This window comes from Chitinophaga sancti, from assembly GCF_034424315.1.
GTDB lineage: Bacteria > Bacteroidota > Bacteroidia > Chitinophagales > Chitinophagaceae > Chitinophaga > Chitinophaga sancti.
Window position 1 is genome coordinate 4,146,702 of sequence record NZ_CP139972.1, and the last position, 14,090, is coordinate 4,160,791.

The following is a 14,090-nucleotide window of genomic DNA, read 5'->3' on the forward strand; positions in this document are numbered from 1 at the left end:
TTTACAGGGTAATGTTTAAACCTAAGGTGAAGCTCTTCAGGATAGGATAGTTGTTACCGTTACCCATGTTATCCGTAGGATTGGGGTTGGCAATCATATCAGAACGACCAATGCTTTCCACATCCAGATCTTTGGTCACTTTGTAAAGCGGAGACCAGGAGAACAGGTTTTCACCGGAGAGATAGATCTTAGCTGCCTGCAGTTTCGCTCTTGATACCAGTGCCTTTGGCAGACTATAACCCACCTGAATATTCTTCATACGCAGGTATCTTACGTTCTGTAAATACTTGGTTTGTTTAGCATACAGTTCACCGGAACCATTCTGTGCTACATAACCACGATAGCGGGGGAAATAAGTGTTTGGATTTTCTGCTGACCAGATCTTGCCAATCTGTGATTTAGGCATATAGTTGTAAGGCCTGTTGTACTGACCCCAGAACACATCGTTCTCATTACCAGGCCACCAGTCCTGTTTGCCTACTCCTTGGAAGAATACACCAAAGAAGAAATTGTTCCAGTCTGCATTGATACCAACGCCATAAGTATAACGAGGCGTGGAGTTACCAATCACCCTCATATCACCAGGATTACCTACTGTGTTTGTACCGTTGTTGATCACACCATCACCGTTCCTGTCCTTGAATTTGATATCACCCGGCAGCCACTGACCACTGTTAGAAGCTTTGAACAGCGCCTGTGCAGCAGCAGCCTTACCTACGTTGTCCGCAGTCCAGTAACCGTCGTTCTCATAACCCCAGATCTCACCTACCGTCTGACCAGCGTAATAGTCAGTCAGCTTGTTATTGGTGTTATTGTACTTGGTGATCTTTGCAGTATAGTCAGCTACGTTAGCTGTTACTGAGTAATGGAGTGGTTTTTCCGCTACATTGAACTGGTCTCTCCAGGTTACGGAAACTTCCCAGCCTTTTGTTTTCAGATCCGCATAGTTACCTTTTGGAACATCTGTACCGAATACAGCAGGTAAAGTCTGACCGACAGTAAACATATCAGTAGTTACACGGGTATACATATCACCGCTAAAAGTCAGGTGATCGTTCAGCGCAGACAGGTCCAGACCTATGTTGCGGGTAGTAGACGTTTCCCATGTCAGACCATTTGGAATAACAGATGGCTGAACGGTTTGCTGAGGTCTGACCCCATTAATCACACGAGTGCTTTGTGAGATTGCAAATTTCTCCTGGAATGCATAGGAATTGATGTTACCATTACCCAGTGAACCCCATGAACCACGCACTTTCAGGTCAGAGATAGCTTTTGCCGGTACTTTCCAGAATGCTTCCTTAGACACTCTCCAGCCACCGGATACAGATGGGAAGAAGGCATAACGCTGGTCGGTAGGAAACTTGGAGCTACCATCATAACGACCATTTACTTCCAGGAGGTAACGCTCCTTAAAGGCATAGTTCAAACGGAAGAACTCACCCTGGATCGCCCATTTCTCATAACCACCGGAAGTGGAGATATTGCTACCCAGCGCCAGGTTCATATCATTTGCATCACTATAGATCAGGCCATTCCTGGTGAGGGAGAAACCGCTACCAGTAGATTGTTCATAGTTTACACCCGCCATTGCCTTGAAGTAATGGTCATGGCCGATGTTTGTTTCGTACTCTGCATACAGGTTAGTGGCCAGGTATTTGGTAGATGAATCGGCGTTCATCAGTTCATTATAACCTGTACCCACATACGCAACTACTCCGGGAGCAGCGCTGTAAGGTACCTGTACTCTTCTTCTCTTTTGGTCGTCAGTGATGTTCTGCCAGGTCATGTTACCAATAATGCGCAGTTTGTTCTTTAACACATTGGCAGTAAAACCGGTTGTATTTCTGAATATCTGGCGAGCCAGGTTAATACCATTCTTACCATAATATAAATCACCTACAGTGTAAGCAGCTGTATAAGTGAGGGAACCATCAGGGTTCAGCAGCATGGAAGTAGGGTGCGCCTCATCCGCCATGTTTCTGAAGATACCGCCACCTTCACCTACGTTCAGGGGGTTATGATAAGAACGGTTGGCATATTCTGTATTATTATATACCTGCAGCCATGGGGTCAGTTGAATAGTACCCTTGGCACGCATGTTATACATTTTGTAATCATCAGAGTTAAAACGGAAGAGACCATCCTGGCCATAATAACGACCTGTTATATAATAAGAGGCATTGCCGCTGCTACCGGAAACAGACAGATTCTGGTCCATAGATGCGGTGTGGTTCTTATATAATAAGTCATACCAATCAGTATTACCATAATATACATAGTTACCATTGGCGTCCTTATCCGTTTTAGGCAGGGCAGGGTTGTCATTATGTTCCTTCAGTGCCTGCAGGTAAGCAGCAGAGAATTTCTGGGTTTTGTTGATATTCTGCGGCGTTTGTGCATAATCATTCCATGCAGACCATGCATCACTAAATCCTACAGCATATTGGTACCCGTTAGACACCATATCAGGGATGGTAGTAGGTTTCTTGCTGGAATAGTTGGAAGTGTAGGTAACAGTCACCTTGTCTTTAGTAGGTGTTTTGGTGGTAATGAGCACAACCCCGAAGGCTGCTCTTGCACCATATACAGCAGCAGAAGATGCATCTTTCAATACAGAAATACTTGCTACATCAGAAGGGTTCAGCATACTTGGGTCACCTTCTACCCCATCGATCAGTACGAGGGCATTACCACCCTGACCAATAGAGGTCGTACCACGGATGTTATAAGCTGGAGACTGAATAGGTTTACCATCGCCCATAGTAAGGTTCAGGTTAGGGATCACACCCTGCAGGCCCTGGCTGAGGTTAGGAATAGGACGATTTTCCAGCACCTTGCCGCTTACCTGTGTAACAGCCCCTGTCAGGTTTACTTTTTTCTGCGTACCATAACCTACAACAACTACGTCATTGAGGGAGGCTACATTACTTTTCATTATAACACGAACATCAGCCTGCGCAGTTACCAGTACGGTGTCGGACAAAAAGCCGATTGAACTGATCACTAAAGTTGGATTTTCTGTTGCATTCAGACTGAATTGACCTTTCTCGTCAGTACCAGTTCCGATAGCAGTGCCCAATACTTTTACTGTTGCACCAATAATCGGTTGTCCGCTTTCGTCAGTCACCCGGCCTTTCACGATACGCGACTGTGCATATGTGTTCAGCACGCAACATGTAAATAGAAGGATGCATAACCATCTTTTCATGAGGAATAATTTTTTTGTAGTGCAAAAGAAGTTTTCGGAGGTGAACAAGGCGGTTAATTAGGGATTAACGCGGGCGTTAATCGAAAAAAATTATGATTCCCGGGATTAATTATCTATTTCAGTTAGCACAAGAGGATATTTAAAGTTAACTTAACTTACCTTTTGCGGTTAATCCACAACCAAAAACTAATTTGCCACGTTATTTACAAAAGCCAATCGGAGTATGCCAGGGCTTCCCTCTTCTGTTGTAGTAAAGTGTCATTTATTTATTACTACTGTTCTATTGTCTGTGTTCGTATTTTCGCCATATGCATTATGTGCGCAGGGTGTGTATGGGCTTGAGTTTGCAGGTAAAAAAATCGCACAGGAGTTACGAACTTCACTGAATCTTTTTCCAGACAAACCACTTACCGTAAAAGATAACCTGGACCTTTCATTTGATCTTTCTTTTGCACCGGGATATGATTCTTATTTCGGTTACATTTTTAGAATTACAAATGAACAGGGGCAGAATACAGATCTTATATATAGTAACCAGACGCAGTCTATTAATCTCGTTTCCGGAGATGAATACACAGGTATTCTATTCAAATTCCCACCATCAGAAGTGGCTGGAAAATGGTATCACCTGCAGTTTACATTCAATCAGCAGACGCGTATAACCACATTAAGAATCAATGGACAGGTGGCGGGAATGGCTGCCCTGCCTGCTTCTTTAGGGAATCAACTACATATCATCTTTGGTGCTAATCATTACAAGTACAGTAATACCTACGACCTGCCTACTATGCGACTGCGGGATGTGCAGATTGCACAGGGAGGTAAAACACAATACCACTGGGCATTACGACAGCACGACGGAGACAGGGATATCGATTTGATTAATCATAATATAGCAGAAATAGAGCATCCTATCTGGCTTGCAAAAGCATACAGCGAATGGACCACACGGCAAAAAATTACAGCAAATGGTAACGCAGGCTTAACATTCGATAAAGAAAAAGGTATATTATATATAACAGCCAGTGACTCCACCTACCAGTTCACCTGCAATGGAAACAAGCTTACTGCCCTACCACTTGCGCAGCCCAGAAAATTAGCTTCCGGGAATGTAACTGAATATGATTCGAAGCGACATCAGCTCATGAACTACTTTGTAGATGATCAGCAGGTAGCATGGTATGATGACACACAACGCACATGGAGCAAGACTGCTGAAGGGAACAAAGTAACAGGATTCTGGCAGCATAATCATTTCTACTCTTCGTACGATAGCAGTCTCTACGTCTTTGGCGGATATGGACACTATCATTATACTGCCGAAATACAGAAGTACAGCACTACAGATGATCAGTGGAAAACTGTCGTTGCAAAAGGAGATAAATTCGCACCAAGATATATGGCAGCACTGGGTGCTACTGACAACGGGGATTCCGCTTATATACTTGGAGGACACGGCAGTGCAACAGGCGATCAGCTGCTGAATCCCGAAAACTTCTACGATCTGCTATTATTTGATGTAAAGCGTCATACCTTCAAAAAGATCTATACACTTGACAAGCCGGATGTACCAATGGCCTTTGGTAATTCAATGGTGGTAGATACAAAAGAACATGCATATTATGCATTAGCATATGCCAATGACAGGATGGAGTCCTCCCTGCAATTAATTAAAGGCTCCCTGGATAAACCGGGATATATTAAACTGGGGAATGAAATACCCTATCAGTTTTATGATATTAAATCTACTGCCTCATTATATTATTATGCAAAAGGGCAGGAATTAATCGCAGTTTCATTATATACAACTGATAATAACACTACGGAGATAAAGATTAACACCATCCTTTTTCCACCCGCATTGTTAATGCCGGATGAAGATGAAGGGGAAAGAAACTATCAATACCTGCTGTGGGGAATAGTGATCTTAACCACCCTGTTAACAGGTATCTTACTAAGAAGAAAGAAACAGGAACAGGTCGCACCGGTGAGCAGGATTTACCATTTGCCGGAACCACCGAAAATAGCGCCGGCATTCAGGATACTTGAATTACCTGCACCTGTTGAAAAGAAAAAAGCAGCTGTATATTTACTTGGACAATTTACAGTCATCGATAAAGAAAGGAATGACGTCAGTAAGCTATTCAGTCCGCTGGTAAAGGAATTATTCTTATTAATATTTTTACATTCTTCATTCGGCAGGAAAGGTATTTCTTCAGAAAAGATCAATGAGATCCTCTGGACAGGGCGATCAGTGAAAGATGCAAAAAATAACCGGTCAGTGAATATGGTGAAGTTGAAGAACATCCTGGAAAAACTGGGTGATTATAGTTTAGCTAAGGAAAACGGGAAATGGAAATTAAGCTTTGACGAAGAAGTATATGTGGACATCCGGCACTGCCATCAGTTAATTCTCAGGAATAATATCCCGCAATTAGTGCAGGTATGTGGCAGAGGAGGATTATTAATGGAAACAGATTACAGCTGGCTGGATAAATTTAAATCCGACCTGAGTACAGAACTGCTTAATATTTTCACCAGGCACCTGGATGAGCATGCAGAGCAATTAGCTCCCGAAGAGCTCATACAGACCTGCGACAGTATGCTGCATTTTGACTCGCTCTGCGAAGAGGCCGTGATGTACAAATGCAGGGCTTTGGTAGCTATGCACCAACATGCCACAGCGAGGAGCCTGTTCAGGAACTTTAAAAATGAATATGAGGAGATTTATGGAGAGCCATTTGAAAAAGATTATATGGCGGTGATGGTAAATGATTAATGTATCTTTGCACCTAACAGACAGGTGTCAATGGAACAGGAAGCAAATAAAAAGCGAAAGATCATTCATATTGATATGGATGCTTTCTATGCTTCCGTAGAGCAGCGGGATTTTCCTGAATACCGCGGTAAACCTGTCATTGTAGGAGGCCCTCCCAATAGCAGAGGGGTAGTTGCTACCGCCTCTTACGAAGCCCGTAAATTCGGGGTCCGTTCTGCCATGTCTTCAAGAAGAGCGGTACAACTTTGCCCTGAGGGGATTTTTGTTTATCCAAGATTTGATGTGTATAAAGAAGTCTCCAGGCATATCCGGGAGATCTTTGACAGGTATACAGACCTGATAGAGCCCCTGTCATTAGATGAGGCTTACCTGGATGTGAGTGTGGATAAACTGGGGATTGGTTCTGCTATCGAGATAGCCAAACTCATCAAACAGGCGATCAAAGATGAACTGCGTTTAACAGCATCGGCAGGTGTATCTATCAACAAGTTTGTAGCAAAGATTGCTTCGGATATGAATAAACCGGATGGACTGACGTTTATCGGGCCTTCTCAGATCACGACTTTCATGGAGCAGTTGCCGGTAGAGAAATTTCATGGAGTGGGAAAAGTAACGGCAGAGAAGATGAAGAAAATGGGATTGCATACGGGGGGAGACCTGAAACGATTGTCGGAGAACGAGATGAAGCAGTATTTTGGGAAGCCGGGTGGGTTTTATTACCGGATAGTGAGGGGGATTGATGAAAGAGAGGTGCAGCCACACAGAGAAACCAAATCAGCAGGTGCAGAGGATACTTTTCCGGTCGATTTAACGGAGGCGGAGGAGATGAACAGGGAATTAGAAAGAATTGGTGGGCTGGTCACTACGAGGCTTAAAAGGCACAATTTAAAGGGGCGGACTATTACATTAAAAATAAAGTATAGCGATTTTAAGCAGATCACCAGGAACCAGTCTTTATCTTTTGCAACGGATGACCTGGAGGTGATAGTGAGAACAGCGAAGCAGTTATTGGCAGCGGTGGATCATGAAGATAAGGCGATACGGTTATTGGGGATTTCGCTGTCGAATTTTGGAGAGCTTATTACGATACATGGGAGTAGTACACAGTTGTCATTATTTGATTAAAATAAGAAAGGGTTTTGCGGAATGCAAAACCCTTTTCTATTATTAGTTTGGATAACCGTCGTTTTGTTTCAGGTTCGAATTCAGCTGCAGCTGTGTTCTTGGAATCGGGAACAATTCCCTGTAACCTTCAGATGCTTTGTGATCCCACCAGGTACCAGTCGTAAACTTATCAAAACGAATCAACTCTTGTCTTCTATACCCCTCAAAAATGAATTCACGGCCCAATTCAGCCAGCAGTTCATCCATTGTAAGTGTAGAAGTCGTATAAGCATGTGTAGGCCAGTCAGCAGCACTATAAGCACGTTTTTTGACAGTATTTACCAGGTCAACTGCTTCCTGTGTAGCTACACCGCCATTCTTACGCATGATCGCTTCGGCTTTCACCAAGTAAATCCATGACAGGCGATATACAGCCCAGTCACAGCTACGATAACTTGGATCTGTCAACGGACCAAGTCTGTATTTATTAAAGCGCACCCCGCTGTTTTCTTCACCCTGGGTCATATCAGAAACAGTACTACCCTGTGCATTCTTACGAATGTTATCCACAAACACCAGCTGCTTACCATCGTATTCATTACCACCACTACAAATCACCGGCAGGGTATCAGCAGAGCCATATTTCCACTGTGGGCCTATCAGCATCCATTCCTTCTTACGTTTATCAGCATCTTCAAATGTTGTATACACACCCGGTATTACCACTACCCCATCATTACCATTGATCGGATTACCGTTTATCTGCCCCTGGTTAAAGTGATAGAAGTCACCAGGCCACTGTGGTGCAAAACTGGAAACAATATAATCATAGGCGATAGAGAAGATAATTTCCTTTGACAGATCATTATTTGGCTTGTAAGTATCTGTTAAATTCGTATCCAGTACCAGCGCACCATTCATACCACCAGCAGTATTGTTAATGAGCGCATCGCAGGCTGCAATACAATCATCCCAGCGTGCAGTACCAGACCACTTTTCTGCATTCAGGTACAATTCTGCCAGCATGGCATAACCACCGGCTTTTGACATACGACCCAATAAAGCTTTTGACAAAGCAGGACTCTTATCAAGATTATCCTTTATCTCCTTCTCAACAAAAGCAAACACTTCTGCACGAGGCTTTGTTTCAGGACTGAGAGGGTTACCTACTTTAGTAATGATTGGGAAATTACCGAAGAGATCTAACAGGCGCACATAGTGAAAAGCACGCAGCAGGCGCAGTTCACCCGTGAAACCATCCTTTTCTTCCTGTGTAAGCCCCATTGCGCCCGCATCACGATCTTCGATATTACCGATGGCATCATTACAAAATCCAAGACCCTGCCATATCAGGCTCCAGCATCTATCAACGGTGGCTTCATCCACCATCCAGGTATGGTAGTGCAAACGAATCCACTGAGCATTATCATAACCATGACGGCCTTTCTGCGGCCATGCCAGCTGATCGGCAGAAAGTTCGCTCAAACGCCACCAGCCATTCTGACCAGGCGTGATCCATGCATTCGCGTGTGTGTATGGTCTGAGCACGGCAGACACAACTTCATTCTTGTTATTATAGAAGTTATTTGTGAGCAGTTCAGAATAAGCTTTTTCATCCAGGTTGGTACAGCTGTTCTGCAGCAATGGGAGTAAAGCTAAACTTGTATATAGCGCTATCTTTTTAAATCGTTTCATTCGGCAAGTTTTAAGTGAGTACATCTTAGAATCCTACATTCAATCCAACCATAAAGCCACGGGTACCCATATATGGCGTACGGCTATCTGAAGCATTGATTGCATCAACTCCTGGGTTCAGACCTGTGTCTCTGATCATGTCAGGATCATTACCTGTGTAATTAGTAATTGTAAACAGGTTAGTAGCTGTGAAGTAGAGCCTCATATTCTGGATCGTTTTTCTGTTCTTAAACGGAACAGTATAACCAAGGGTCAGCTCATCCAGTTTCATAAAGTTGCCCTTTTCAATGTAGTAGCTGGAATACTGATAACCGCCAGTAATATTCCCATTCTTTGTAAATGCTGTTTCCAGTACATTACTAGGCAGGGAAGCCTTGGAACCATAGAACATTTCCATGGTATTGAGGATATTGTAACCAAACTTTCCACGCATGAAAGCTCTCAGATCAAAGTTTTTATACCTGAAAGTGTTTGTAAAAGACAGGTATACTTTAGGAACGGCGTTCCCGATCACACCAAAATCTTTTTCGCTATCCAGCTGGTCAGCAGAAGCTTTGGTACCATCTGCCTTGTAGAACAACCAATCTCCTGTGCTAGTCAGGCCTGCAAAACGTTTACCATAGAAGTTACCAATACGGTCACCTCCGTAAGTACGGATCGCGTCACCCAATGCACCATAACCACCAATGTCGCCATAAGTAACATACTTAATTGTATACACAGAATTGGAATAGCGGTCCAGGATATTTCTGGCAGTGCTAAATGCCATATCTACGTTCCAGGAAAACGCTTTCGTTCTTACAGGTACACCACTCAGCGTGATCTCTACACCTTTGGAAGATACCTGACCTACGTTTGCATAAATTTCATTGGTTACGAATGAAGGTTGCTGGGTTTTTACATATTCCAACAAGTCATTGGTTACACGTTTGTATACATCGATCGCACCGGTAATACGGCCTTTGTAGAAACTGAAGTCAACACCCAGGTTGTATTCTGATTTCTTTTCCCATTTCAGATCCGGGTTAGGGTTTCTCTTGGGACCATAGGTCTGGCGCCAAACACCATCCGGATTCAGATAGGTACCACCTGTACTCATGGTTACAAGGGAGGCATAGTTATCGATACCAGAGTTACCAGTCACACCGTAACCAGCTCTTACTTTCAGTTCATCAAGAAAAGTAAGTCCCTGCATAAATGCTTCATCACGCATGTTCCAACCGATGGACAAGGCAGGGAAATTACCCCACTTGTTGTTCGCACCGAAACGGGAAGAACCTTCATGACGCAGGATCATACTGATCATGTATTTATCCTTGTAGTTATAGTTCACCCTACCAAAGAATGCGATGAGCTTATTATCTTTTTTATTGCTGCTCATGCCAGCTTTACCTGCCAGCAATTGGTTACCTGTACCAATGTTATCTTCATGGAAGACATCATTTACAAAACCATAGTTGTTAACATCAAAAGTTTTTTCAAATTCATAGCGGTAGCTATACCCACCAATCGCGGTGATAGTATGGTTCTTATTAATAGTAGCACTATATTCCAGGGTCGGCTCTACAGCATATTTTATATTCAGAAAAGAAGATTGCCAGGCATAACCACTGGAATCATAGTTTTCAACTGATGTCTCAGACATCATATCAGCATAGCCACTTTCATTATAACTATCGCGGGTAACAGCGCCAAAAATGGATGCTTTCAAACCTTTTATGAGATTCAGTGATACCTTGGCATCACCTGAAGTCGTTTGCTGCAGACGGATGTCAGTTTCCTGGTTTATCCTGGCGAGTTCATTTGTACTCGTTTGTTCAAAATAATAAGAACCATCTTTGTTATAGGGAGAATAAGTAGGGTTGAAAGTATAGTATCCCTGCAGGTTACCTCCATCTGTGAGCAAATTTGCTTTATTGAAGTTGGTCGCCAGGTTGATCTGCGCGGTCAGCCGATCATCCAATCCCTTCGATGTAATGCTCAAACGCCCACCGTATTGCTGGCGTTCATTTGCTTTCAGAATACCTTGCTGGTTCAGGTAATACAAGCTGGCGCGGTAGTTAGACTGATCATTACCACCAGAGAAGGCCAGGTTATGATTCTGTGTTAAGTTATCGTGATTCACCAGCAGGTCTACGAAATCAGTTCTGTAACCTTTATCAGTCGCATTGATTTCACCATCAGCTATTTTTGCTGCATATTCATCTGCTGTGAGGAATTTTGGAATGCGATATTTAAATTCCTTTCGGAAGTAATTATTATAAGTTACGCGGGCAGGTCCTTTTGTACCTTTTTTGGTGGTCACAATGATCACACCCCCATTCGCCTGCGTACCATAGATTGCTGCCGCAGAACCATCTTTCAGTACAGAGAAACCCGCAATATCATCCTGTTGTAACAGATCAAGATTACCACCGGGAATACCATCGATAATTACAAGGGGAGACATCGTACCTGTAAACGAAGTGATACCACGCAACTGAATAGCTGGACTGGTATTAGGGTTAGAGCCACCGATACGGGAAATCTGGAGACCTGCTACTTTACCCTGGATCAGATCAAGTGCATTACGTGCACCACTCTGGCGGAAATCGGCAGCAGTAATAGCGGTAATAGAGGAAGTCACTTCCTGTTTCTTTTGCGTACCATACCCTACTACTATCACATCTTTCAGTGATGTTACGTCAGAACTTAAATTAATATTAACAATGTTCGAAGCGCCTAATGGCATTTCTTCCGTTTTATAACCTACAAAAGTAAACACCAGCGTCACATTGCCACTGGGAACATTCAGGGTATAAGTACCGTCTGTTCTCGTCTGGGTGCCTATCGTAGCACCCTTCACCTGCACGGTCACACCGGGTAAAGGACTATGTCCACTCACATCCAAAACCTTTCCGGTAATGGTGCGGGACTGGGAAAATGCCAGCATGGAGAGGAGTAACATCCATATACTGTGCAGGCATATCCGAGAAAGAAATAGTAATCTTCTCTTCATATACTTGGATTTTGGTATTAAGCAGATCTATTAAGTAATTCCTTTTAAAGTTGGCACATACTTCCCCCGTTTCACTGCAATTCATTTCTGCAGCAAAACAATTATTGGTTGGAAAAAAGCAATACATTCCCTGTACGCCGAATAGCTTTTTCAGCGCTTACAGTTGCAATTAAAATGATACATGAAATTCCCTTGTCACAGCTGCTAATAGCAGTGGACAAAAGCTTTTAGTTTAGTTCGACACATCAATAACAGTACTCACACAGTAATCGGTCTTTCAATCCGCACATATTGTTTGAAAATAAACTGGCAGGTATTACGCAGATTCAATCATCATCTCCATTTAGATTTTAGTTCGGTTAAAATGACTGATTAAAAACAATGTAACTTACAAGTTCAATAACGTTGATTAATAATATACTGTCTACAAGCTTTATCTATTACTTTGCTACTTTCCAATACGACATCAGTTCTTTGTTCAGTGCCTCCGAATAGCTAACCGGTAGTAAAAATAGAGAAGTTTTTCACAATCCAAAACTGATAAGCCGAGTTTTAAATTGTGTTAACAATGTTTAAAATTCATTAACAATTAGGCGCTTAGACATAAAGCACGTGAAATTCATAATATGTCCATTAACGTTATAACTGATGCTTTAAGATTTTTATTGTAACAAGTAACTGGCCGGTATGACGCATTGTATGTTCTGCTGAATGGAATAATAAACCACCGAGTGTAGTGGGAATTTGCTTTCTGCCAACGCCGCGGGGTACAGCAAGTGCATATTCTTCGGTGGCCCGCAATCTGGCAAGACTAATCGTGATCTGTGCATCGAGTGCAGCAAGCAGGGAATGTAATGAAATATGTGCCTGCTTTTTGCCCTCAGCAGCAAGATCGTTCAGCTGGGCTTCGGTGAGAGATTTGGATTCCGCATAGGTAAAAAGACGATCCAGCACACCCCTGATATGTTGAAGATGAAAAGCGACAGAAGCACAGTCGAAGGGGGTATCCCATAGTTTAGATGCAGGGAAATCTTTGAGGTGAGCATGAATTTCTTCCTGTGCCTGCAGGAGTGCATGTGCTACGGGTTGGAGCAGGGAGGGGATGCCGGCAATGGGGCCGCGCATCCAGACTTCAAGTTGCTGGCTCATAAATTAATCGTTTACTGAAACAAGTATACTAAAAAAAACGCCCCGGTTGGGGCGTTTTTTTTATAACCTGATGACCACATGTTTAATATTCTTCCTATCATATGTATAGCTAATATGTATCTCTCCATTCTTCCCTTCTATCACCGCCGGATAACTAAACTCTCCTTTCGGATGCTTTTCCAGCTCATACACATCTTCCCAATGTTCCCCATCCTTTGAGACACCTACCCGCAGCTCATTCCTGCCATCGGACCAGTCTTTTCCACTCACTGCCGGATTATAGATCAGCACATGCAGTCCACTCTTCAGTGTAACGGCATCAATACCACTATTAGGATTCAGCATCTCCTGTTTTCTCAACGGAGACCAGGTCACCCCATTATCTGCAGACCAGCTCTCCACGATCGCATTCTGCCTGCTCCTGCATAGCATCTGGAGCTTATTGCCAGGATGAAAAAGTATGGTAGGTTGTATCACACCAAAAGTATCGCAATCGAGGTTTACGCGTCTCCAATGCTTTCCATTTATATCAGAAAACTCTACATGTACATGCCAGCTCTTTTCATCCAGGCTTTCCGTACTGGAAGGATGCAGCAATAACCCATTTGACAATAAAACAGGCTTATTTCTAATAGGCCCCAAAATACTATCCGGCAATGCGAGGGCCTTAGACCAGGTTTTGCCATTGTTTTTAGAAGTCTTCATTACCCCCCACCATTCCCGTGGATTAGGTCCTACCTTATAAAATAATAACAACACCCCTTTCTTATTAGTATATAGCACCGGATTCCAGGCCGCATACCTGGTGGAATCATTCACCACTCCATCAGCTACCACCACAGGGGCAGACCATTTACCATTCGCATATATTGCGGTATAAATACATACATCCTTTGCACTCTCCCGGCTGCCTCCAAACCACGACATCATTAACCGGCCATCTGCCAGCTGTGTCATAGTAGAAGCATGCGCCGCCGGCACCGGAGGCTTTTCCATCACCATTTCCTCTCTTACCAGGCTAGCCTTTTGCTGCGCCATCAGGGGCAATAAGCTACTGAATAATAAACATGACAATAACCCTTTCTTCATAGCATTCATTTAAAAACAGGAAGGCCACAAAGATAAAAATCCTTGCGGCCTTCCACCATCTAAAT

General features: G+C 43.3%; 7 protein-coding genes. 2 read left to right on the top strand and 5 right to left on the bottom strand.

Annotated elements, in window-relative coordinates:
* Nucleotide 1: 1 nt before the first annotated feature.
* Nucleotides 2-3,211, bottom strand: a complete 3,210-nt coding sequence (locus tag U0033_RS15905) for a SusC/RagA family TonB-linked outer membrane protein (protein ID WP_083571461.1) — start codon at nt 3,209-3,211, stop codon at nt 2-4.
* 223 nt (nt 3,212-3,434) lie between these two features.
* On the opposite strand from U0033_RS15905, the gene U0033_RS15910 reads away from it, so the two are divergent.
* Both U0033_RS15910 and dinB read left to right on the top strand, forming a co-directional pair.
* Entirely contained in the window at nt 3,435-5,990 is a 2,556-nt protein-coding gene (locus U0033_RS15910; protein WP_143150670.1) for a Kelch repeat-containing protein, read from the top strand.
* A 30-nt stretch (nt 5,991-6,020) separates the two neighbouring features.
* Complete coding sequence (gene dinB / locus U0033_RS15915; protein WP_072359387.1) at nt 6,021-7,115, top strand: DNA polymerase IV; 1,095 nt, start codon at nt 6,021-6,023, stop codon at nt 7,113-7,115.
* 42 nt (nt 7,116-7,157) lie between these two features.
* Here the strand turns inward: dinB and U0033_RS15920 are convergent, their stop codons facing one another.
* The 4 genes from U0033_RS15920 to U0033_RS15935 form a co-directional block, all read right to left on the bottom strand.
* Entirely contained in the window at nt 7,158-8,789 is a 1,632-nt protein-coding gene (locus tag U0033_RS15920; protein WP_072359389.1) for a RagB/SusD family nutrient uptake outer membrane protein, read from the bottom strand.
* A 25-nt stretch (nt 8,790-8,814) separates the two neighbouring features.
* Nucleotides 8,815-11,787, bottom strand: coding sequence for a SusC/RagA family TonB-linked outer membrane protein (locus U0033_RS15925; RefSeq protein WP_072359391.1), 2,973 nt, complete (start codon nt 11,785-11,787; stop codon nt 8,815-8,817).
* Nucleotides 11,788-12,426: 639 nt separating this feature from the next.
* Nucleotides 12,427-12,936 (bottom strand): DinB family protein, encoded by a 510-nt coding sequence (locus U0033_RS15930; RefSeq protein WP_072359393.1) that lies wholly within the window; start codon nt 12,934-12,936, stop codon nt 12,427-12,429.
* 60 nt (nt 12,937-12,996) lie between these two features.
* On the bottom strand, nt 12,997-14,025 hold the full coding sequence (locus U0033_RS15935; RefSeq protein WP_072359665.1) for a sialidase family protein: 1,029 nt from the start codon (nt 14,023-14,025) through the stop codon (nt 12,997-12,999).
* Nucleotides 14,026-14,090: the final 65 nt, after the last annotated feature.

What these genes read in the sequence shown, in the direction of transcription:
- dinB (WP_072359387.1), top strand. Translation starts at nt 6,021, where the DNA reads ATGGAACAGGAAGCAAATAAAAAGCGAAAGATCATTCATATTGATATG.
- U0033_RS15925 (WP_072359391.1), bottom strand. Translation starts at nt 11,787, where the DNA reads ATGAAGAGAAGATTACTATTTCTTTCTCGGATATGCCTGCACAGTATA.
- U0033_RS15920 (WP_072359389.1), bottom strand. Translation starts at nt 8,789, where the DNA reads ATGAAACGATTTAAAAAGATAGCGCTATATACAAGTTTAGCTTTACTC.
- U0033_RS15905 (WP_083571461.1), bottom strand. Translation starts at nt 3,211, where the DNA reads ATGAAAAGATGGTTATGCATCCTTCTATTTACATGTTGCGTGCTGAAC.
- U0033_RS15935 (WP_072359665.1), bottom strand. Translation starts at nt 14,025, where the DNA reads ATGAAGAAAGGGTTATTGTCATGTTTATTATTCAGTAGCTTATTGCCC.
- U0033_RS15910 (WP_143150670.1), top strand. Translation starts at nt 3,435, where the DNA reads ATGCCAGGGCTTCCCTCTTCTGTTGTAGTAAAGTGTCATTTATTTATT.
- U0033_RS15930 (WP_072359393.1), bottom strand. Translation starts at nt 12,936, where the DNA reads ATGAGCCAGCAACTTGAAGTCTGGATGCGCGGCCCCATTGCCGGCATC.